We start from the raw sequence: 19,721 nt of genomic DNA, 5'->3' as shown, positions 1-19,721 counted from the left end.
ACAGGACCACCGTGCGCTACCGACTCGTCACCCGAAGCGACTTCGACGGCCTGGTGTGCGCCGTCCTGCTGCGTCAGCTCGACCTGATCGACGACGTCCTGTTCGTGCACCCCAAGGACGTGCAGGACGGCCTGGTCGAGGTGGGCCCCGGCGACATCCTCACCAACCTGCCGTACGCCCCGGCCGCGCACCTGGTCTTCGACCACCACCACTCGGAGGAGCTGCGGACCGGGGGCACGGCCGACAACCACGTGATCATCGCCTCGGCGCCGTCGGCGGCGCGCGTGGTCTTCGACCACTACGGCGGTCCCGAGCGCTTCCAGCACGTGTCCTACGGGCTGATGCGGGCCGTGGACCAGGCCGACTCCGCGCAGTACGAGCTGGACGACGTGCTGCACCCGCAGGGCTGGACCCTGCTCAACTTCCTCATGGACAGCCGCACCGGGCTGGGCCGCTTCCGCGACTTCCGGATCAGCAACTACCAGCTGATGATGCAGCTGATCGACTGGTGCACCGAGCACCAGGACGTCGAGGAGATCCTCGCCCTGCCGGACGTCGCCGAGCGCGCCGAGCTCTACCGCGCGCAGGAGACGCTGTTCGTCGAGCGGCTTCGCCGGGTGACCACGCTGCACGGCGACGTGGCCGTGGTCGACCTGCGCGAGGAGGACGTCATCCACGCGGGCAACCGGTTCATGGTCTACGCCCTGTTCCCGCAGGCCCGGGTGTCGGTCCACGTGCTGTGGGGCAAGGGCAAGCAGAACACCGTCCTGGCCATCGGCAAGTCCATCCTGGACCGGACCTCGCCGGTCGACGTGGGCGCGGTGGCGCTGTCCTACGGCGGCGGCGGGCACCACGCCGCCGGCACCTGCCAGGTCGCGCACGAGGACGCCGAGCGCGTGCTGGGCGAGGTCGTCGACGCGGTCCGCTCGGAGCGCGCCGCCCTGGTCTGAGGCGCGACCGACCTCAGCCGGGCAGGCTGACGGCGGCGACCACCGCGGCCCGCGTGGCCCGTGACAGCGCCGTCAGCTGCTCGCTGCGCCGACCGGCCTCCCAGCCGGTGACGACGCCGCCGTGGTCGGCCTCGGCCACGGCCAGGATGGCCAGCACCCGCTCGGCGCGGGTCAGCAGCCGCAGCGACCGCGGGCCCAGGGTCGGCGGCAGCGGCTGCCCGTCGTCGTCTCGCCGCCCCCGCAGGCCCGCCGTCGCGTCGGGGCGCCAGCTGGACAGGTCGAGGCCCTCCAGCGCGGTCGTCGCCTCGGCCAGCGCGAGCCGGAAGGCCATGTCGGCCTCGGCGACGCTGCTGGCCAGCGGTGTGCCCGGCAGCGGCTCGGCGCGGTGGGCCTGCCAGCGGACGTGCACACCGACGTCGTCGGCGGGGCCGAACTCCTCGACCTCGGGCACCAGGGCCAGCGACCCGTCGCCGTCGGGCAGCCCGGCCAGCACCACGCACTCGCCGGCCGTCACGGCCGCCGCCTGCAGGTCGCCCGGCCCCGGCACCCCCAGCACGTCCCCGGGCACCGGCAGGACGCAGCGCACCGTCACGGGGGAGCGCTCCCCGGCCGCGCCCAGCAGCACGAGCAGGTCCGACAGGTAGCCCGGGTCGGGCACGGGCAGGGACGGCGGGGCCACGAACCCGGGGGCCGGCTGCACCTCGTGCGGCTCGTCGTCGCCGGCCACGGCCTCCAGGGCGTCGCCCACGCGGGCCCGGCCCGCGGCCACGGCCCCGGCCCAGGCCGCGAGCAACGCCGAGCGGGGGATGGTCACGCGAGCAGGGTAGGCGCCCCGCTACGGTTGCTCGCATGCCGGACGCCGTCGTCGACCTTGATGCCGTCGGGGTCGTCCGCAGCGGCAACCACCTGCTGCGTGACGTGGACCTGGCCGTGGGCGAGGGCGAGCGGTGGGTGGTGCTCGGGCCCAACGGCGCGGGCAAGACCACGCTCTTCGACGTCATGGCCGCCCGCACCTTCCCCAGCGAGGGCCGGGCCACCGTGCTGGGGGAGACCCTGGGCGAGACCGACGTGGCCGACCTGCGCCCGCGGATCGGGCTGAGCAGCGCGTCGCTGGCCGCCCAGGTCCCCGGCCGCGAGCGCGTGCGCGACGTGGTGCTCACCGCCGCCCACGGCGTCCTCGGTCGCTGGCGCGAGGACTACGAGAGCGTCGACGTCGAGCGGGCCGACGCCCTGCTGGCCGCCTTCGGCGTGACCGGTCTCGGCGAGCGGACGTTCGGGACGCTGTCGGAGGGCGAGCGCAAGCGGGTCCTGGTGGCGCGGGCGGTGATGACCGACCCCGAGCTGCTGCTGCTCGACGAGCCCGCCGCCGGGCTCGACCTGCGCGGCCGGGAGGACCTGGTGGCCGGTCTGTCGGTCCTGGCCCGCGACGCGGCCGCCCCGACGACCGTGCTCGTGACCCACCACGTGGAGGAGATCCCGCCGGGCTTCGACCACGTCCTGCTGCTGCGCGGCGGCGAGGTCGTCGTCGCGGGTCCGCTCGATCTGGTGCTGACGGCGACCGCGCTGTCGGATACCTTCGGCATCGCGCTCGACCTGCAGGTCGACGAGGGGCGCTGGGCCGCACGCGCGGTCCGCTGACGGAGGGGGACGCCGTGCAGGAGTTCCTGCGGGAGTCGCAGTGGCTGCTCTGGGTGGCCGGTGCGCTGGTGCTCGGGCTGCTCGAGCTCACGGCCCTGGACTTCGTGTTCTCGATGCTGGTCGCGGGCGCCCTGGCCGCGGCCCTGGCCGCCGGGCTCGGCTTCTCGTTCACCGTGCAGGCCTTCGTCTTCACCGGGGTGAGCCTGCTCGGGCTGCTGCTGGTGCGGCCCTACCTCAAGCGCTGGGCGATGCGGTCCAACCCCGACCAGCCCACCAACGTCGACGCGCTGACCGGTCGACCCGCGCTGACCCTGAGCGTGGTGGACGACCGGGGCGGGCAGGTCAAGCTGAGCGGCGAGACCTGGACCGCGCGCACCGCCGACCGCGGCAGCCGCATCGACGCCGACGTCGACGTCGTCGTGGTGCGGATCGAGGGGGCGACCGCGCTGGTCCGGGCCGAGCAGCCCGCCGAGCGGCCCGCGGAGCCCCACCCCCAGCAGCACGACCCGGGCGCCGGTGACGAGCCGGGCCGGACACCACCACCGATGGAGCAATGAGCGTGGGATTCACACAGGTACTGACCACGATCGTCCTGATCCTGCTGATCGTCGTCGCGGCGGTCACCGTGATCCGGGCGGTCCGCATCGTGCAGCAGGCCACCGAGGTGATCATCGAGCGCCTGGGCAAGTACCAGAAGACGCTCGGCGCCGGCCTGCACTTCCTGGTGCCGTTCATCGACCGGCCCCGGGCCACGGTCGACCTGCGCGAGCAGGTCGTCAGCTTCCCGCCCCAGCCGGTGATCACGTCCGACAACCTCGTCGTCAGCATCGACACGGTCATCTACTTCCAGGTCAACGACGCCAAGTCGGCCACCTACGAGATCGCCAACTTCATTCAGGGCATCGAGCAGCTGACCGTCACCACGCTGCGCAACGTCATCGGCTCGCTCGACCTCGAGCAGACCCTGACCAGCCGCGACCAGATCAACGGCCAGCTGCGCGGCGTGCTGGACGAGGCGACCGGCAAGTGGGGCATCCGCGTCAACCGCGTCGAGCTCAAGGCCATCGACCCGCCCGCCAGCGTGCAGGACTCGATGGAGAAGCAGATGCGCGCCGAGCGCGACCGCCGCGCCACGATCCTCACCGCGGAGGGCGTCAAGCAGTCGGCCATCCTCACCGCCGAGGGCGAGAAGCAGTCGGCCATCCTCACCGCCGAGGGCCAGGCCCAGTCCGCCATCCTCAAGGCGCAGGGCGAGAGCCGCGCGATCCTCCAGGTGTTCGAGGCCATCCACAAGGGCAACCCGGACGACAAGCTGCTGGCCTACCAGTACCTGCAGATGCTGCCCCAGATCGCCCGCGGCCAGTCCAACAAGATGTGGATCATCCCCAGCGAGCTGACCGAGGCCCTCGGCGGCATCGGTCGCGCCATCGGCGGCCGGGCCGAGGACACCGGCGGCTTCCTGGGCCAGCCGACGGTGGGCACCCCGGGCAACGACGACGACATGGACGTGCCGGAGCTGGAGGACCCGCAGGCCGCGCTGGAGCGGGCCAAGGCCGAGGCCGCCGACGCCTCCCGTGAGGCCCGGCTCGCCGAGGAGAAGACCAGCGCGCGTCGGGCCGCGCGCCCGGCCGCCGACGCCCCGGCCGAACCGCCCGCCCCGGCGGCCGCGCCGCAGGCCCCGCCGACGCTGCCGGAGGACCCCCAGCAGGGCTACCCCCAGCAGGGCTACCCCCAGCAGGGCTACCCCGAGCCGGGGCAGCCGCAGGGCCCGGGCACCCCGCCGTCCGGCGGACCGGTTGGCTGAGGCCGACCGCGGGGCCGACCTGCTGGGGCTGGACCTGCCCCACCGCGACCCCGGCTCGACCCGCTGGTGCTTCGCCGACCAGCTCGGCGACCACTTCCTCGACGACGGCGACGCCCAGGTCCTGCTGGTGGAGGCCGCGTCGGTCTTCCGGCGTCGGCCGTTCCACCGCCGCAAGGCCCACCTCGTCCTGTCGGCGTTGCGCCACCGGGCCCAGGAGCTGGGGGACCGGGCCCGGCTGGTCCGGGCCGACACCTACGTCGAGGGCCTCGCGCAGGCCGGGGTCGGCCCGGCCGACCCGGTGTCGGTCTGCGACCCCACGACGTGGCCCGCGCGCCGGCTCGTCCGGCGCCTGGCCGCGGGCGACGTCGGTCCCGGGGCCGGCTCGGTCGTGCCGGTGCAGGCCCGGGGCTTCGCCGCCGGGCACGACGAGTTCGCCCGCTGGGTCGACGAGCGCGGCCGGCGCCGGCTGCTGCAGGACGACTGGTACCGCCGGCAGCGGCGCCGCCTCGGCCTGCTGGTCGAGCCCGACGGCGGCCCCGTGGGCGGGCAGTGGTCCTTCGACGAGGACAACCGCGAGCGGCCCCCGCGCAAGGCCGCGCAGCTGTCGGACGCCGTGGACCTGGCCGAGCCGTGGTGGCCGGAGGAGGACGACGTCGACGCGCAGGTCCGCCACGACCTGGACGCCATGGCCGCCGACGGGGTGCGCTTCGTGGGCGAGGACGGCCCGCGCCGGTTCGCCGTCACGGCCACCGAGGCGCGGGCCGCTCTGGCGCACTTCCTCGAGCACCGGCTGGAGGCGTTCGGCCCGTACGAGGACGCCATGCTGCACGGCGACCGGTGGATGGCCCACTCGCTGCTGTCGGTGCCGATCAACCTGGGCCTGCTGGACCCCGTCGACGTCGCCCGGGCCGCGACGGACCGGCTGTCGGAGGGCGCCCGGCTGGCCAGCGTCGAGGGCTTCGTCCGGCAGGTGGTGGGCTGGCGCGACTACGTCTGGCACCTGTACTGGCAGCAGGGCGAGGACTACCGCGACCGCAACGACCTGCGCGCCACGACGCCGCTGCCCGCCTGGTTCGCCGACCTGGACGCCGACGGGACCGTCAGGGCGGCGTGCCTGTCCGACGTGCTGGCCTCGGTCCGCGAGGACGGCTGGGCGCACCACATCCCGCGCTTGATGCTGCTGGGCAACTGGGCCCTGCAGCACGGCTACGACCCGCAGGCCACGACCGACTGGTTCCACCGCAGCTTCGTGGACGGCTACGACTGGGTGATGGTGCCCAACGTGGTCGGCATGGCCCTGCACGCCGACGGCGGCGTGATGGCGACCAAGCCCTACGCCGCGGGCGGGGCGTACATCGACCGGATGAGCGACCACTGCAAGGGCTGCGTCTACGACCCCAAGGTGCGGGTGGGCGAGAAGGCCTGCCCGTTCACGGCCGGCTACTGGGCCTTCGTCGACCGGCACCGGGACCGGATGGGCCGCAACCCGCGCACCTCGCGGGCCGTGTCCGGGCTCGACCGGCTGACCGACCGCGACGCCCTGCTGGCCCAGGAGGCCGAGCGGGGTGACGCCGCGCCCTGAGGCCGGCGCGGTGCAGTAGCGTCGCCGCACGTGCCGGACCTGCTGATCGCCGCGCTGGCCGGCATCGCCGCCGGCACCATCAACACCATCGTCGGCAGCGGCACCCTGATCTCGTTCCCGCTGCTGCTGGCCATCGGGCTGCCGCCGCTGACGGCCAACATCACCAACAACCTGGGCCTGGTGCCCGGGTCGTTCACCGGGGCCTGGGGCTACCGGCGCGAGCTGGTCGGGCAGCGGGGCCGCATCATGCGGCTCCTGCCGGCCAGCGTGGTCGGCGGGCTCGTCGGGGCCGTGCTGCTGCTGGTGCTGCCGGAGTCCGCGTTCCAGGCCGTGGTGCCCGTGCTGATCGCCGTCGCCCTCATCCTGGTCGTCGTGCAGCCCCGGCTGCAGGCGGGCTTGCGGCGGCGGCGGGAGGCCGCCGCTGCCGACGGGGCCGCGCTGGACGCCCGCGGCCGGCACCACGACCGCTACCTGGCGGCCGTCCCGATCACCGCCGCCACCGGCGTCTACGGCGGCTACTTCGGCGCCGCGCAGGGTGTCCTGCTGATGGGTGGGCTCGGCGCGGTGCTGGACGAGGACCTGCAGCGGCTCAACGGGCTCAAGAACCTGCTGTCGGGCTCGGTCAACGCCGTGGCTGCCGTCGTGTTCGTGCTCGTCGCGCCCGAGCGGGTGGTGTGGCCGGTCGTGGCCGCCGTCGCGGTCGGCTCCGTCCTCGGTGGTCTGATCGGGGCCAGGATCGGTCGGCGGCTGCCGTCCGTGCTGCTGCGCGGGGTCATCGTCGTCGTCGGGGTGGTGGCCATCGTGTCGCTCGTGGCGGGCTGAGGGCCGTGAGCGACGACGCCCTCCCGGAGGTGCTGACCAGCGCGGACGACCCGCGGCTGCGGGACTACACCCAGCTGACCGACGTCCGCCTGCGCAGCGTCCGGGAGCCCGCCGAGGGCCTCTTCATGGCCGAGAGCACGCAGGTGATCCGGCGGGCGCTGGCCGCCGGGCACCGCTTCCGCTCGGTGCTGGTGGCCCCGCGCTGGCTGCCCGAGATCCCCGACGTCCTCACCGCCGCCGAGCAGCAGGGGGCGCCGGTGCTGGTGGCCGAGGAGCCGCTGCTGGAGCAGATCACCGGCTTCCACCTGCACCGCGGGGCGCTGGCCTCGATGCACCGCCCGGTGCCGCCGCCGGTGTCCGACGTGGTCGCCGGCGTCCGCCGCCTGGTGGTGCTGGAGGACGTGGTCGACCACACCAATGTCGGCGCGGTGTTCCGCAGCTGCGCGGCCCTGGGGGTGGAGGCCGTCCTGGTCACGCCCCGCTGCGCGGACCCGCTGTACCGCCGCAGCGTGCGGGTGTCGATGGGCACGGTGTTCCAGGTGCCGTGGACCCGCATCGAGCCGTGGCCGGGTGGGCTCGCGGACCTGCGCTCGGCCGGGTTCACCGTCGCCGCGCTGGCCCTGGACGACCGGGCGGAGGACCTCGACGACTTCGCCGCGGACCCGCCCGAGCGGCTGGCCTGGGTGCTCGGCACCGAGGGGCACGGCCTGCGCGCGGGCACGGTCGCCGCGGTGGACCGGGTCGTACGCATCCCGATGGCGGGCGGGGTCGACTCGCTCAACGTGGCCAGCGCCGCCGCGGTGGCGTTCTGGGCGACGCGGGTCCGCTGAGCCGGCCGCCTTCGCGTACCGGCCGGCGACACGACACGCCGGCCGGGCGGGCGGGGACCGCCCTGGGCGCCTCGGGTGTCGCTGGTCGGTACGGCGACGGCGTGCGGGGCGGCGTTCGGGGGCGGCGTGCGGGCGTGGGGGGCGCCGTCAGTGCACGAGCCGGTGCAGGGCCAGGGTGGCGGGCAGCCGGTAGAGCCGGGCCACGGCCCACGCGCCGTGGATGACGACCTCGGCCCGGGTGCCGCCCTCGGGCCGGGCCTGCAGGTGGTGCTCGAGCACCATGGCCACGGGCCCGACGCGCACCCGCCAGCTCCAGGACCGGGCACGCGGGTCGACGTCGAGCACCACGAAGCGCACCTCGGCCCCGCCCAGGGTGCGGACCGTTCCGGCCGAGCCGGCCACGATCACGTCGGAGTCCGTGTGCACCTGGCGGACCTGGGGCGACCACTGCGACCACCGGTCGGGGCGGGCGTAGCGGTCCCAGGCCTCGTCGGGGTGCACGGGGCCGCTGGCGCGGGCGACCGCGGGCCTCACCCGGGCCGGCCCGGGGCGGACGCGGCGCGGGTGCAGACGACGACGTCGGCCAGGTAGCCGCGCCCGGTCCGGCGGTGGTGGCGCACCTGCAGGCCGTGGTCGGTCAGCAGGGCGGGCAGGTCGTGCGGCACCGCGAACGCGGCCAGCCCGCCCGCCCGGGCGCCGGCGCGGGCCAGGCGCCGGGCCAGGACCTGCGCGCCGGTGCGCGGCACGGCGGGCACGACCGCGCCGAGCCGGCCCCCGGGCCGCAGCACCCGCGCCACCTCGGCCACGGCCTGCTCGCGGTCGGCCGGCGGGAGCACGTGCAGCACCCACGCGGCGGTGACGACGTCGACCGAGCCGTCGTCCAGGGGCAGCCGGGTCACGTCGGCGCGCAGCGGCACGGCCCCGGCGAAGTCGCCCGCGGCCAGCATGCGGTGGCTGCGCTCCACCACCAGCGTGGGGGCGGCGGCGTCCCGGGCCAGGAGCCGCGGCACGTGGCCCACCCCGCTGCCCAGGTCCAGCACGGTCTCCGACGAGCGCGGGGCCAGCACGGCCAGCATGGCCCGCAGGCTGCGTCGTTCCAGCGGCTCCTGCCAGCGGTAGCGGGCCGCGGCCGCGCCCCACGGGTCGGGAGGGCTCACCCGGCGGGCGGTCGCGGCGTCGGTGGCTGGCACCTGGCCATGGTGGCACCCGTCCGGCTGCGCCGCCGCCCGCGTGCGCCGTGCCGCGGGCGCACGGGTGGGGTTACATGGGTGCCCACGGCCGGGGACACCCGGTCGTCCGGTCGCTCGACGAGGAGCCCGCCCGTGAACCTGCCCACGCCCGTCCCCGCCGTCGACGTCCCCGACGTCCTGCTCACGCCGTACGTGCTGGGCCGGGCCGCCGAGCTGGCCGACCGCCCCGCGCTGGTCGACGGCCCGACCGGGCGGGTGCTGACCTACGCCGACCTCGACGCCGGCGTCCGGTCGCTGGCCGGTGGCCTGCTGGCCCGAGGCCACGCGCCCGGCGACGCCGTGGCCCTGATGGCGCCCAACGTGCCGGAGTACGCGGTGGTGTTCCACGGCGTGGCCTTCGCCGGGGGCACGATCTCGACCATCAACCCGACCTACACCGCCCACGAGGTAGGCCAGCAGCTGCGGGACTCCGGCGCGCGCCTGCTCGTCACGGTCCCCGCGTTCCTGGCCACGGCCACCGCCGCCGCGCACGGCACCGCGGTCGAGCAGGTGGTCGTCATGGGCGAGGTCCCCGAGGGCGCCGACGCGGTCCCGCTGACCTCGCTCATGGCCGAGCCGCTGGCCGAGCAGGTGGCCGTGGGCACGGACGCGGTCGTCGCGCTGCCCTACTCCTCGGGCACGCAGGGCCTGCCCAAGGGCGTCATGCTCACCCACCGCAACCTGGTCGCCAACGTCGCCCAGACCGCGGACATCCTCGGCACGGGCGAGGGCGAGGTGTTCATGGGCGTGCTGCCGTTCTTCCACATCTACGGCATGAACGTCGTCATGAACGTCGGCCTGGTCGCCGGGGCGACCATCGTCACCATGCCGCGTTTCGACCTGCAGCAGTTCCTGCAGCTGCACGAGACGCACCGGGTGACGCGCTCGTTCGTGGCGCCGCCCATCGTGGTCGCGCTGGCCAAGCACCCGGCCGTGGACGGGGTGGACCTGTCCTCGCTGGTGCAGGTGGTGTCCGGCGCCGCGCCGCTGTCGGCCGAGCTCGCGGCCGAGGCGTCCGCCCGGCTGGGGGTCGAGATCGTGCAGGGCTACGGCATGACGGAGATGTCACCGGTCTCGCACTTCACGCGGCCCGGGCAGTACCGGGCCGGGTCCGTCGGGGTCGCGGTGGCCGGGACCGAGCACCGGGTGGTGGACCCCGCCACGAGGGAGGACCTGGGCGTGGACGCCGACGGCGAGCTGTGGGTGCGGGGCCCGCAGGTGATGGCGGGCTACCTGAACAACGTCGAGGCGACGGCGGCGACGCTCACGGCCGACGGCTGGCTGCGCACCGGGGACATCGGCCACGTGGACGCCGACGGGTACCTGTTCGTGGTGGACCGGCTCAAGGAGCTGATCAAGGTCAAGGGGTTCCAGGTGGCGCCGGCGGAGCTGGAGGCGCTGCTGCTCACCCACCCCGACGTCGCCGACGCCGCGGTGGTGGGGGTGGTCGACGAGCAGGCGGGCGAGCTGCCGGTCGGGCACGTCGTGCTCAAGGCGGGCGCGCAGGCCACGGCCGAGGACGTCATGGCCTTCGTCGCGGAGCGGACGGCGACGTACAAGCACCTGCACCGGCTGCTGGTGGTCGAGGCGATCCCGAAGTCCGCCTCGGGCAAGATCCTGCGTCGGGTGCTGCGGCAGGAGCTCGCGGACCCGGCCTGACGCGTGGCGCGCCGCCGGGGGCAGGTCGGCTCAGGCGGCGCGCTGGCGGTTGAGGATGTCCTCGAGCGGGGCGACGGCGTCGGCCGGGTGGCGGGCGAGGATCGCGTCCAGCTCGGCCCGGTCGGACGGCGAGCTGTAGGCCGCGAGCTCGCGCTGCAGCCGACGGTCCTCGGCGCGGCGCTCACGGCGCGAACGCAGGTCGTCGCGGGTGGCGGTCCAGATGGTCGTCAGGTTCGTCATGCCGTAAGTGTCCGTGACCTGGCCCGATGCGTCCAATGACTGTTACGGACAGGATCGATGCGCTAGCGTCATGGGATGGAGACGGAGGCGTTGCGCTGGTTCCAGCAGGTCGCCGACGGGGTGACCGTGACCGAGGTGAGCCAGGTGGAGCACATCAGCCAGCCCGGCCTGTCCCGCGCCCTGGCCCGCCTGGAGGCCGAGGTCGGCACCCCGCTGCTGCGCAAGCAGGGCCGCACGCTGCGCCTGACGGAGGCCGGTGCCGCGTTCAAGCGGCACGTCGACGTCGCGCTGCACGAGCTGGACGACGGCCTGGCCGCGGTCGAGCAGCTGCTCGACCCGGAGACCGGCGTGGTCGGCGTGGCCTTCGAACGCTCGATGGGCACCTGGCTGCTGCCGCAGCTGGTGCGGGGCTTCCGGGTCGACCACCCCGGGGTCAGGGTGCGGCTGCTACGCAGCACCGCCGTGCTGGACGGCCCGCAGCCCGAGGGTGGCCCGGTGGACCTGCAGCTGGCCAGCCGCCGGCCCGGCGCGCCCGGTCTACGCTGGGCCCGCCTGCTCAGCGAGCCGCTCGTGCTGGTCGTGCCGGTCGGGCACCGGCTGGCCGGCGGCGGCGCGGTGGCGCTGGCCGCGGCGGGTGACGAGCACTTCGTCGTCATGCGGGGCCCCTCACCGTTCCGACGCTCGCACGACGAGCTGCTGGCCGCGGCTGGCGTCGAGCCGGAGGTGGCGTTCGAGGCCGACGACCTGGCCACCGTGCAGGGTTTCGTGGCCGCCGGGCTCGGCGTGGCGCTGGTGCCGGCCTCGGGCGTCGGGGACCGCTGCGACGTGGTGGGCCTCACCGACCGGGGTGCGACCCGCGAGCTCGGGCTGGTGTGGTCGGAGTCGCGCCGGATGCTGCCCTCGGCGGTGCTGTTCCGAGACCACGTCCTGGAGCAGGCACGGGCCGGCCACGTGGCCGCTCCGTTCGCCTGAGCACGGCCGGGCTCAGTCCTTCGCGGCGCCCCAGCCGTGCCAGCGCTCGACCTGCACGTGCACGCTGACGCGGGGCGAGTCGCGGTTGGCGTACGCCTGGCCGGTGTAGTGGCGGGCCAGCCGGTCGATGTCGGCCAGGCCCTCGTCGGGGCGGGTGGAGACGACCCGGCCCTGGACGCTGACGTGGGTGTACCAGTCGTCCCCGGCCAGCGCGGTGAGCGAGACCCGCGGGTCCTTCGCCAGGTGCTTGAGGCGGGCGCGGCCGGCGTCCAGGCCCAGCAGCACCGTGCCGTCGTCCTCCACCAGGTACCAGGTGGCCACGGTGACCGGGCGCCCGTCGGCGGCGATCGTGGCCATCACGGCGGGGTTGGGCCGGGCGAACAGCTCCGCCACGTCGTCGGGCATCGGGGGGACGGGCACGGCGGCCTCCAGGTGGGGACGGTCGGTCGGGTCTGGCTAGTGTCCACCCACCCGAGGGCGCAGGGAGCCGCCCCGGCGGGAGGGGCGAGCAGATGCAGCCGGACCAGCAGTACGCCACCGTCACGGTCGGCGACCTCGACGAGGCGACGGTGGCCGCGGTCCACGCGACGCTCCTGGCGCCGGTGTTCCGCCCCGAGGAGCTGCTGTCGCCGGCAGACCTGCGCGCCGGCCACGGGCCCGGGGGGAGCTCGCCGTCGACGGTGCTGCTGGCCGGGGACCGGCCCGTGGCCGTGATGCTGGGCGAGTGGTTCTGCCGGCGGCGGGCGCTGCTGCTGTCCTACCTGTCGGTGTCCGACACGGTCCGCGGCGCGGGTCTGGGCACCCGGCTGCTCGAGCAGGCCCTGCCCACGTGGTGGGGCGACGAGCCGGAGCCCACGGTGCTGGCGGAGGTCGACGACCCCGCCGTGTGGCCGGCCGACGCCCTGGGCGGGGACCCGCGGGCCAGGCTGCGCTTCTACGCCCGCCACGGCGCCCGGCTCGCCGGGCTGCCCTACGTCCAGCCGTCCCTGCCGGGCGGGCCCGGCCGCGGCACGGGGATGCTGCTGCTCCGGCTGCGACGCGGGGCGGGCGAGCCCGTGGCGCCGGCGGAGTTCCTGCGCGACTACTACGCCACCTACGAGGGGCCGGGCGCCGCGGAGGACCCCGAGGTCGTCGGCCTGCTGCGGCAGGCGGCCGGCCTGGGCGAGGACGTGTGGTGGGACGTCGACCGCTGGCCCGAGGTGCGCGGCAACAGGTGAGGCGGTCAGCCGGGAGACGACGAGGGCCGGGTCCTGAGGACCCGGCCCGACCGTGCTCGCACGGCTGCTCCCGTGCGTCTTGCCTCGTGTGTCCGAGGGGGGACTTGAACCCCCACCCCCGTTAGGGGACTAGCACCTCAAGCTAGCGCGTCTGCCAATTCCGCCACCCGGACGAGTGGACCGCCCCGGGCATGCTTCTGCCGGGACGAGCGCGACCGGAAAGATAGCACGCAGGCGAATCGCCGGGCACACCTGCTGGTCCCCGCCGTCCATGGCAGGTTGGGTGGGTACACCGCCCGTCCAGGAGGTCCCAATGTCGCCCAAGCTGCTCGCCCTCGCCGTCATGACCACCGTGGTCATGGCCTCGGCCGGAGGGTGCGACGGCTTGCCCGGCGGGGTGCCGTCGGAGGTGCCCTCGGACCTGCCCGTCACGGTGCCCACCCAGCTGCCGGAGGGCGTCCCGACCGAGCTGCCCAGCGCCGCGCCCGTCAGCCCGGACGAGACGGCGGCCCCGCCCGGTGAGGAGCCCAGCGACGAGCTGGCCGCGCCCGTCCCCACGACGCCGGCGTCCGAGCCGGCCTCGCCGGGGGCCTCCACCGAGCCCGGCCTGGTCGACGACGTCGCGGCGGCCGCCGGTGGCGTCCCGTGGTGGGGCTGGCTGCTGGTGCTGCTGGCCGTCGTCGGCCTGGTCGCGGCCGCGGTGGCGCTGCGCCGGGCCAAGGCGGTCGAGCTGGCCTGGGCGGCGCTGTGGCACGAGCTCACGGGAGAGGCCCGCTGGCTCGACGAGCGGGTGGTGCCCGCGGTGCAGGACCGGGCCCTGGACCCGGTGACGCTGGCCGCGCGCTGGCAGGACGGCGCGCGACGCTTCGACGACCTGGACCGCCGGGTGTGGGCCGCGGCGAACGAGGAGCGGCGCCCCGCCCGCGCGGCCGACCTCAACGCCCTGTCCGAGGCGCTGCTGCGGCTGCGCGACTCCCTCGACACCGAGGTGTCGCTGCGGACCGGCGGCGTGGAGCAGCCCGGTCTGCCCGACGCCGCGCAGACGGTGGCCGACGCCCGCGACGAGCTGCGCCGCACCGTCACCGAGCGCACCCGCTGACCGCCGGGGCCACCGGGGGCCACCCTGGGCGGCACGTAGGGTGCGAGGCATGAGCGAGCAGACCGCCCCGACCGCCGACGAGCTCGTGACCGGCATCTGCGCCGACCTGCTCCGGATCGACACGTCCAACTACGGTGACGGCTCCGGGCCGGGGGAGCGTGCGGCCGCCGAGCACGTGGCCGGCCTGCTGAGCGACGCCGGGCTGGAGCCGGAGCTCGTCGAGAGCGAGCCGGGCCGGGCCAGCGTCGTGGCCCGCTGGTCGGGCGAGGACCCGGCCCGCGACGCGCTGCTGCTGCACGGCCACCTGGACGTCGTGCCCCCGGAGGCCGGCGACTGGGCGGTGCCGCCGTTCTCGGGCGAGGTCGTCGACGGCGAGCTGTGGGGCCGCGGCGCGGTCGACATGAAGGACATGGACGCGATGATCCTGGCCAACGTGCTGGCCATGACCCGCGCCGGGCGGCGCCCGCCGCGCGACGTCGTGCTGGCGTTCCTGGCCGACGAGGAGGCCGGCGGCATGAAGGGGGCCCGCCACCTGGTCGAGCACCGGCCGGAGCTGTTCGAGGGCGTCACCGAGGCCGTCAGCGAGGTCGGTGGCTTCAGCGTCGAGGTGGCCGGCAACCGCGCCTACCTGCTCCAGGTGGCCGAGAAGGGCCTGCTGTGGCTGCGGCTCACGGCGACCGGGCGCCCGGGCCACGGCTCGCAGGTCCACGACGCCAACGCCGTCACCCGGCTCGCGGCGGCCGTGGCCCGCATCGGCGCGCACCGCTGGCCCACCGCGATGCCGGCGTCCGTGCAGGCCTTCGCCGACGGCTACGCACAGCTGTCCGGCTCGCCCCTGCCGCTGCACGACCCCGAGGCGCTGGAGGCCGAGCTGGGCACCACGGCCCGGTGGATCCGGGCCACGACGCAGAACACCGCCACGCCGACCGTGCTGCAGGCCGGCTACAAGCACAACGTCGTCCCCGCCCGCGCCGGCGCGCTCGTCGACTGCCGGTTCCTGCCGGGGGACCGGGACCACGTCATGCGCACCGTGCACGAGCTGGCCGGCGAGGGCATCGAGATCGAGGTCGTCCACGAGGACCGCGCCCTGGAGACGACCGCGGACGGGACCCTGGTCGACGCCATGACCGCGGCGCTGCAGGCGGAGGACCCGGGGTCCGCCGTGCTGCCCTACTGCCTGTCCGGCGGCACCGACAACAAGCACTTCGACCGCCTCGGCATCCGCGGCTTCGGCTTCGCGCCGCTCCGCCTGCCCGCCGGGTTCGACTTCGCGTCGCTGTTCCACGGCACCGACGAGCGGGTCCCCGTGGCGTCGCTGGAGTTCGGCGCCCGCACGCTGGGGCGGTTCATCCGGACCTGCTGAACGGCAGCGCGGACCCACGGCGGCGGCGACCGGGCGCCGGCGTCAGAAGGTGCGCGCGGCCCGGATGATGCGGCGGCGCAGCCACATCTTGCGCGCGCCGCCGACGTAGACGCGGGTACGGGCCAGCTCCCACTTGCCGTACTCCGCCGCGTCGGTCAGCTCCTGGCGCAACCGGCTGCGGTCGGCGCCCCGGCCGACGACCAGGACGCGGTACTCGAACTCCGCCGGGGGACGCGTCACGGTGGTCATCGCCGTCGATGGTGCCACCTCCCGGCGGGCCGGATCGGACGGCACGCCAGAACCGGCTGCCGTCCGGGGGACCTGCGGCGCTACGGTTCCGTCATGGCCTCCGACCCGCGCGCCGCACTCGACCAGTTCGTCGTCGCCCTGCAGCGTCACTTCGAGGCCGCGTCCGGCCGCCGGTCCGAGCTGGACCCGAGCGTGGTCGCCGCCTACGACGAGCTCGCCGTGGCCTTCGTCGCCTACGACGACGCCCTCTTCGACGCCTTCGACGAGGTCACCCCGTTCGACCTCACCGACGAGGACGACGAGGACGAGGACGACGACGACTACGACGACGACGACGACGACGAGGACGAGGACGACGAGGACGACGAGGACGACGACGACGAGGACGACCAGGACGAGGAGCCGGCGCCCCGGCTCTGAGCCGGGCGGGGCCGACCGTCGCTCAGCGGGCGAGGGGGTCCGAGACCTCGTCCAGCACGCCGACGATCTGCTCGGGCAGCTCGACGTCCAGCGCCGGCAGCGCGCCCCGCAGCTGCGCGGCGGTCCGCGGACCGGTCACGGCCGAGGCCACCACGTCCTTGTCGAGCAGCCACGCCAGCGCCAGCGCCTGCGGGGAGCAGCCCAGGCCGTCCGCGGCCGTGACCACGGCCTCCACGACGCGGCGTGCGCCGGAGGTCAGGTGCGGGGACACGAAGCTGCTCAGGTGCGCCGCGGCCGCGCGTGAGTCGGCCGGGGTGCCGACCCGGTACTTGCCGGTCAGCACGCCCCGCCCCAGCGGGCTCCAGGCCAGCACGCCCAGGCCCAGGGCCAGGGCGGCGGGCTCGACCTCGCGCTCGGGCCCGCGCGCCACCAGGGACCACTCGACGCTGGTGGCGACCAGGTCGGGCTCCAGGGTCGCGGCGCGGGCCGTCTGCCAGCCGCTGTAGTTGCTGACGCCCACGTAGCGGGCCCGGCCCGTCCGCTGCGCCCACTGCAGCGCCGACAGGGTCTCGGCCAGCGGCACGTGCGGGCTCCAGGCCTGCACCAGCCACAGGTCGACGTGGTCGGTTCCCAGCCGACGCAGCGAGCGGTCCAACGAGGCCATCAGCCGCCCCCGCGAGACGTCCACCCGCGGGCTGCTCAGCTCCCCGTCGACCCCGGCCTTGGCCACGATCGTCAGGGCCTCGCGGGGCACGGTCGAGCCGACCAGCGCGCCCAGCACCTCCTCGCCGGCGCCGATGCCGGCCGTGGTGTCGACCGTGGTCCCGCCCGCGTCCAGGAACACCTCGAGGATCTCGCCGGCCTCGTGCTCGTCGGTGTCCGCGCCCCAGTGCAGCGTCCCCAGACCGAGCGCCGAGGTCGTCAGGCCGCTGCTGCCGACCGGTCTGTGCTCCACGGTTCCAGCCTAGGGGGGTGGCTAGGTTGGTCCGATGCGACTAGGGCTGAACCTCGGGTACTGGGGTGGCGGGAACGACGCCGACAACCTGGAGCTGGCCCGTGAGGCGGACCGGCTGGGCTACGCCGTGGTGTGGGTGGCGGAGGCCTACGGCTCCGACGCGCCGACCGTGCTGGCGTGGATCGCGGCGCAGACCACGTCGGTGGACGTCGGCAGCGCGATCATGCAGATCCCCGCCCGCACACCGGCCATGACCGCTATGACCGCGGCGACGCTGGACACGCTGTCCGGCGGCCGGTTCCGGCTGGGGCTCGGGGTGTCCGGGCCGCAGGTGTCCGAGGGCTGGCACGGGGTGCGCTTCGACGCCCCGCTCGGTCGGACCCGGGAGTACGTCGACGTGGTCCGCCTCGCCCTGTCGCGGCAGCCGGTGGCCTACGACGGCCGCCACCACGTGCTGCCGCTGCCGGACGGGCCGGGCAAGGCGCTGCGGCTGACCGTCGTCCCGGTCCGCGACCGGATCCCGGTGTACCTGGCCTCCCTGGGGCCGAAGAACCTGGAGCTCACGGGGGAGGTGGCCGACGGCTGGCTCGGGCTGTTCGTCTCCGCCGAGCACGTCGGCGACTCACTCGACCGGCTCCTGGCCGGCCGTCGGGCCTCGGGCCTCACCGACCTGTCGGGCTTCGACGTGTGCGCGACCAGCCCGCTGGTGATCACCCCGGACGGCCCGGAGTCCCGGCTCGTCGAGGCGGCCGCGGACCCCGTCCGGGGCTACGCGGCGCTGTACGTCGGCGGCATGGGCAGCCGGAAGCAGAACTTCTACAACGCGCTGGCGCGGCGGATGGGCTACGAGGAGGCCGCCGAGCAGGTCCAGGACGCCTACCTGGACCGTCGTCCCCGCGACGCCGCGGCGGCGGTCCCCACCGAGTTCGTGGACCGCACGAGCCTGCTCGGCCCGCCCGCGCGTGTCGCGGAGCGGATGGCGGCGCTGGCCGTCGCCGGGGTCACTACCCTCAACGTCGTGCCTTTCGCCCCCGACCTGCCCGGTCGTCTGCAGATGCTCCGCTCGGCCGCCGAGGCGCTGGACGCCTCGGGTCGCGCGGGATGAGCGTCGGCTACCTCGAGGGTGCCGTCCTCGGTCTCGTCCAGGGGCTGACGGAGTTCCTCCCGATCAGCTCCAGCGCGCACCTGCGCGTCGTGGGCGAGCTCATGGGCACCGACCCCGGCGCCTCGTTCACGGCCGTCACGCAGATCGGCACCGAGACCGCCGTCGTCGTCTACTTCTTCCGCGACATCGTCCGGATCGTCACCGCCTGGTCGCTGTCCCTGGTGGGCAAGCGGCCGCGCGACGACCCCGACGCCCGGATGGGCTGGCTCATCATCCTGGGCTCCCTGCCCATCGGGGTGCTTGGGTTCGTGTTCCAGGACTTCATCCGGGATGACCTGCGCAGCCTGTGGATCGTGGCCACCATGCTGTGGGTCTTCGCCCTGCTGCTGGGCTACGCCGACAAGAAGGCCAGCGAGGTCAAGGAGCTGCGCGACCTGACCTGGCGCGACGGCATCCTCTACGGCTTCGCCCAGGCCATGGCCCTGATCCCCGGCGTCTCCCGCTCCGGCGGCACCATCACCGCCGGGCTGCTGCTGGGCTACAGCCGCGCGGCCGCGGCCCGGTACGCGTTCCTGCTGGCCATCCCGGCCGTCTACGCCTCCGGGCTGTTCGAGCTGCGGGAGATCGGCGACGGTCCGGTCGCGTGGGGCCCGACGATCCTGGCGACGGCCATCGGCTTCGTCGTGGCGCTGGCGGTCATCCACTGGTTCCTGCGCTTCGTCTCGACCCGCGGGTTCGGGGTGTTCGTCTGGTACCGGATCGGGTTGGCGGCCGTCATCTACCTGCTGCTGATCACCGGCACCGTCCAGGCCTGACCCGGCGGGGACGTACCCTCGCCTCGTGCCCACGGTCCTGCTGCTGCGCCACGGTCGGAGCACCGCCAACACCGCCGGCGTCCTCGCCGGTCGGACCCCGGGGGTGCTGCTGGACGACGTGGGGCGCGCCCAGGTGCAGGCGGTGGCCACCCGGCTCGCCCCCGTCGCGCTGTCGGCCGTGGTGTCCAGCCCGGTCCAGCGCTGCGTGGACACCGCCGAGGCCGTCCGCGCCGTCCACGGCCCGCGGGGCCGGCTCCGGAACCGGCCCGATCTGGTGCTGGACGAGCGGCTCAGCGAGTGCGACTACGGCGACTGGACCAACCGAGCCCTCAAGGAGCTGGCCAAGGAGCCGCACTGGGCCGTGGTCCAGCAGCACCCCTCGGCCGCGCAGTTCCCCGGCGGCGAGGCGCTGCGCGACGTGCAGGCCCGGGCCGTGGCCGCGGTGCGCGACACCGACGCCCGGCTGCGCGCCGAGGTCGGCGAGCACGCCGTGTGGGTCGCGGTCACCCACGGCGACGTCATCAAGGCGGTCGTGGCCGACGCGGTGGGCTCGCACCTGGACACGTTCCAGCGGATCGTCGCCGACCCGGCCTCGGTCACGGCCATCCGCTACACCGCCACCCGGCCGTTCCTGCTCCGGCTCAACGACACCGGCGGCGACCTGTCGGGGTTCACCGGGACCAAGCCCCGGCGGGGGCGTTCGCGCACGGCTGACAGCTCCGACGCCGTGGTGGGCGGGGGATCGGGCTCGGGCACCGACGGTCGCGGATAG

General features: G+C 75.2%; 23 protein-coding genes and 1 tRNA gene. 16 read left to right on the top strand and 8 right to left on the bottom strand.

Annotated features, from left to right (window positions below):
- Positions 1 to 11 precede the first annotated feature (11 nt).
- Complete coding sequence (locus tag SJY06_RS14100) at positions 12 to 950, top strand: exopolyphosphatase (protein ID WP_380168172.1); 939 nt, start codon at positions 12 to 14, stop codon at positions 948 to 950.
- Positions 951 to 963: 13 nt separating this feature from the next.
- On the opposite strand, the gene SJY06_RS14095 is transcribed toward SJY06_RS14100, so the two are convergent.
- Positions 964 to 1,764, bottom strand: a complete 801-nt coding sequence (locus SJY06_RS14095) for a hypothetical protein (RefSeq protein ID WP_380168171.1) — start codon at positions 1,762 to 1,764, stop codon at positions 964 to 966.
- 35 nt (positions 1,765 to 1,799) lie between these two features.
- Between SJY06_RS14095 and SJY06_RS14090 the strand changes: the two genes are divergently transcribed.
- The 6 genes from SJY06_RS14090 to SJY06_RS14065 are packed head-to-tail and all read left to right on the top strand — an operon-like array spanning position 1,800 to position 7,626.
- On the top strand, positions 1,800 to 2,588 hold the full coding sequence (locus tag SJY06_RS14090; RefSeq protein WP_380168170.1) for an ABC transporter ATP-binding protein: 789 nt from the start codon (positions 1,800 to 1,802) through the stop codon (positions 2,586 to 2,588).
- A gap of 14 nt (positions 2,589 to 2,602) precedes the next feature.
- A complete protein-coding gene (locus SJY06_RS14085; RefSeq protein ID WP_380168169.1) occupies positions 2,603 to 3,145 on the top strand; it encodes an NfeD family protein in 543 nt (180 codons plus the stop codon).
- 2 nt (positions 3,146 to 3,147) lie between these two features.
- Complete coding sequence (locus tag SJY06_RS14080) at positions 3,148 to 4,392, top strand: SPFH domain-containing protein (RefSeq protein WP_380168168.1); 1,245 nt, start codon at positions 3,148 to 3,150, stop codon at positions 4,390 to 4,392.
- Positions 4,385 to 5,974, top strand: a complete 1,590-nt coding sequence (locus tag SJY06_RS14075; RefSeq protein WP_380168167.1) for a cryptochrome/photolyase family protein — start codon at positions 4,385 to 4,387, stop codon at positions 5,972 to 5,974. Before SJY06_RS14080 ends, SJY06_RS14075 begins: the two co-directional genes overlap by 8 nt.
- Positions 5,975 to 6,004: 30 nt before the next feature.
- Positions 6,005 to 6,796: a sulfite exporter TauE/SafE family protein gene (locus SJY06_RS14070; protein ID WP_380168166.1), complete on the top strand. Its 792-nt coding sequence runs from the start codon at positions 6,005 to 6,007 to the stop codon at positions 6,794 to 6,796.
- 5 nt (positions 6,797 to 6,801) lie between these two features.
- Positions 6,802 to 7,626: a TrmH family RNA methyltransferase gene (locus SJY06_RS14065; RefSeq protein ID WP_380168165.1), complete on the top strand. Its 825-nt coding sequence runs from the start codon at positions 6,802 to 6,804 to the stop codon at positions 7,624 to 7,626.
- Positions 7,627 to 7,773: 147 nt separating this feature from the next.
- Here the strand turns inward: SJY06_RS14065 and SJY06_RS14060 are convergent, their stop codons facing one another.
- Together SJY06_RS14060 and SJY06_RS14055 are read right to left on the bottom strand one after the other, a co-directional pair.
- Positions 7,774 to 8,160, bottom strand: coding sequence for an SRPBCC family protein (locus tag SJY06_RS14060; protein ID WP_380168164.1), 387 nt, complete (start codon positions 8,158 to 8,160; stop codon positions 7,774 to 7,776).
- The gene (locus SJY06_RS14055) at positions 8,157 to 8,816 is read right to left on the bottom strand and encodes a class I SAM-dependent methyltransferase (RefSeq protein ID WP_380168163.1); all 660 of its coding nucleotides are present in this window, start codon (positions 8,814 to 8,816) and stop codon (positions 8,157 to 8,159) included. Before SJY06_RS14055 ends, SJY06_RS14060 begins: the two co-directional genes overlap by 4 nt.
- Positions 8,817 to 8,948: 132 nt before the next feature.
- On the opposite strand from SJY06_RS14055, the gene SJY06_RS14050 reads away from it, so the two are divergent.
- Positions 8,949 to 10,514, top strand: a complete 1,566-nt coding sequence (locus SJY06_RS14050; RefSeq protein ID WP_380168162.1) for an AMP-binding protein — start codon at positions 8,949 to 8,951, stop codon at positions 10,512 to 10,514.
- Between the two features lie 30 nt (positions 10,515 to 10,544).
- Here the strand turns inward: SJY06_RS14050 and SJY06_RS14045 are convergent, their stop codons facing one another.
- Positions 10,545 to 10,754, bottom strand: a complete 210-nt coding sequence (locus SJY06_RS14045; RefSeq protein WP_380168161.1) for a hypothetical protein — start codon at positions 10,752 to 10,754, stop codon at positions 10,545 to 10,547.
- Between the two features lie 75 nt (positions 10,755 to 10,829).
- On the opposite strand from SJY06_RS14045, the gene SJY06_RS14040 reads away from it, so the two are divergent.
- Entirely contained in the window at positions 10,830 to 11,726 is an 897-nt protein-coding gene (locus tag SJY06_RS14040) for a LysR substrate-binding domain-containing protein (RefSeq protein ID WP_380168160.1), read from the top strand.
- A gap of 12 nt (positions 11,727 to 11,738) precedes the next feature.
- Here SJY06_RS14040 and SJY06_RS14035 read toward each other — a convergent pair whose 3' ends face one another.
- Positions 11,739 to 12,146 carry a PPOX class F420-dependent oxidoreductase gene (locus tag SJY06_RS14035; protein ID WP_380168159.1) on the bottom strand — a complete coding sequence of 136 codons (408 nt, stop codon included), beginning with the start codon at positions 12,144 to 12,146 and terminating at the stop codon, positions 11,739 to 11,741.
- Between the two features lie 92 nt (positions 12,147 to 12,238).
- Between SJY06_RS14035 and SJY06_RS14030 the strand changes: the two genes are divergently transcribed.
- Positions 12,239 to 12,943 (top strand): GNAT family N-acetyltransferase, encoded by a 705-nt coding sequence (locus SJY06_RS14030; protein WP_380168158.1) that lies wholly within the window; start codon positions 12,239 to 12,241, stop codon positions 12,941 to 12,943.
- A gap of 89 nt (positions 12,944 to 13,032) precedes the next feature.
- On the opposite strand, the gene SJY06_RS14025 is transcribed toward SJY06_RS14030, so the two are convergent.
- Positions 13,033 to 13,116, bottom strand: a tRNA-Leu gene (locus SJY06_RS14025).
- A 140-nt stretch (positions 13,117 to 13,256) separates the two neighbouring features.
- Between SJY06_RS14025 and SJY06_RS14020 the strand changes: the two genes are divergently transcribed.
- Both SJY06_RS14020 and SJY06_RS14015 read left to right on the top strand, forming a co-directional pair.
- Positions 13,257 to 14,042 (top strand): hypothetical protein, encoded by a 786-nt coding sequence (locus tag SJY06_RS14020; RefSeq protein ID WP_380168157.1) that lies wholly within the window; start codon positions 13,257 to 13,259, stop codon positions 14,040 to 14,042.
- A 49-nt stretch (positions 14,043 to 14,091) separates the two neighbouring features.
- A complete protein-coding gene (locus tag SJY06_RS14015; protein WP_380168156.1) occupies positions 14,092 to 15,405 on the top strand; it encodes a M20/M25/M40 family metallo-hydrolase in 1,314 nt (437 codons plus the stop codon).
- Between the two features lie 42 nt (positions 15,406 to 15,447).
- Here SJY06_RS14015 and SJY06_RS14010 read toward each other — a convergent pair whose 3' ends face one another.
- Positions 15,448 to 15,654 carry a DUF5703 family protein gene (locus SJY06_RS14010; RefSeq protein WP_380168155.1) on the bottom strand — a complete coding sequence of 69 codons (207 nt, stop codon included), beginning with the start codon at positions 15,652 to 15,654 and terminating at the stop codon, positions 15,448 to 15,450.
- 93 nt (positions 15,655 to 15,747) lie between these two features.
- On the opposite strand from SJY06_RS14010, the gene SJY06_RS14005 reads away from it, so the two are divergent.
- A complete protein-coding gene (locus SJY06_RS14005) occupies positions 15,748 to 16,074 on the top strand; it encodes a DNA primase (protein WP_380168154.1) in 327 nt (108 codons plus the stop codon).
- 22 nt (positions 16,075 to 16,096) lie between these two features.
- On the opposite strand, the gene SJY06_RS14000 is transcribed toward SJY06_RS14005, so the two are convergent.
- Complete coding sequence (locus tag SJY06_RS14000) at positions 16,097 to 17,029, bottom strand: aldo/keto reductase (RefSeq protein WP_380168153.1); 933 nt, start codon at positions 17,027 to 17,029, stop codon at positions 16,097 to 16,099.
- Positions 17,030 to 17,063: 34 nt separating this feature from the next.
- Here SJY06_RS14000 and SJY06_RS13995 point away from each other — a divergent pair, with 34 nt between their 5' ends.
- From SJY06_RS13995 to SJY06_RS13985, 3 genes are read left to right on the top strand one after another with little or no spacing between them, the layout of a single operon-like run.
- Positions 17,064 to 18,134 carry an LLM class F420-dependent oxidoreductase gene (locus SJY06_RS13995; RefSeq protein WP_380168152.1) on the top strand — a complete coding sequence of 357 codons (1,071 nt, stop codon included), beginning with the start codon at positions 17,064 to 17,066 and terminating at the stop codon, positions 18,132 to 18,134.
- Positions 18,131 to 18,949 carry an undecaprenyl-diphosphate phosphatase gene (locus SJY06_RS13990; protein ID WP_380168151.1) on the top strand — a complete coding sequence of 273 codons (819 nt, stop codon included), beginning with the start codon at positions 18,131 to 18,133 and terminating at the stop codon, positions 18,947 to 18,949. The genes SJY06_RS13995 and SJY06_RS13990 overlap by 4 nt, the downstream gene beginning before the upstream one ends.
- 25 nt (positions 18,950 to 18,974) lie before the next feature.
- Positions 18,975 to 19,721 carry an MSMEG_4193 family putative phosphomutase gene (locus tag SJY06_RS13985; protein WP_380168150.1) on the top strand — a complete coding sequence of 249 codons (747 nt, stop codon included), beginning with the start codon at positions 18,975 to 18,977 and terminating at the stop codon, positions 19,719 to 19,721.

The sequence above is a fragment of the Jannaschia sp. R86511 genome (assembly GCF_042466345.1).
Classification (GTDB): domain Bacteria; phylum Actinomycetota; class Actinomycetes; order Actinomycetales; family JBBAYJ01; genus Aquipuribacter.
This window is presented reverse-complemented; position numbering and strand designations above follow the sequence as displayed.

Coding starts and splice junctions, on each gene's coding strand:
- SJY06_RS14040 (WP_380168160.1), top strand. CDS start 10,830: ATGGAGACGGAGGCGTTGCGCTGGTTCCAGCAGGTCGCCGACGGGGTG.
- SJY06_RS14015 (WP_380168156.1), top strand. CDS start 14,092: ATGAGCGAGCAGACCGCCCCGACCGCCGACGAGCTCGTGACCGGCATC.
- SJY06_RS14090 (WP_380168170.1), top strand. CDS start 1,800: ATGCCGGACGCCGTCGTCGACCTTGATGCCGTCGGGGTCGTCCGCAGC.
- SJY06_RS14020 (WP_380168157.1), top strand. CDS start 13,257: ATGTCGCCCAAGCTGCTCGCCCTCGCCGTCATGACCACCGTGGTCATG.
- SJY06_RS14045 (WP_380168161.1), bottom strand. CDS start 10,754: ATGACGAACCTGACGACCATCTGGACCGCCACCCGCGACGACCTGCGT.
- SJY06_RS14030 (WP_380168158.1), top strand. CDS start 12,239: ATGCAGCCGGACCAGCAGTACGCCACCGTCACGGTCGGCGACCTCGAC.
- SJY06_RS14010 (WP_380168155.1), bottom strand. CDS start 15,654: ATGACCACCGTGACGCGTCCCCCGGCGGAGTTCGAGTACCGCGTCCTG.
- SJY06_RS13995 (WP_380168152.1), top strand. CDS start 17,064: ATGCGACTAGGGCTGAACCTCGGGTACTGGGGTGGCGGGAACGACGCC.
- SJY06_RS14005 (WP_380168154.1), top strand. CDS start 15,748: ATGGCCTCCGACCCGCGCGCCGCACTCGACCAGTTCGTCGTCGCCCTG.
- SJY06_RS13990 (WP_380168151.1), top strand. CDS start 18,131: ATGAGCGTCGGCTACCTCGAGGGTGCCGTCCTCGGTCTCGTCCAGGGG.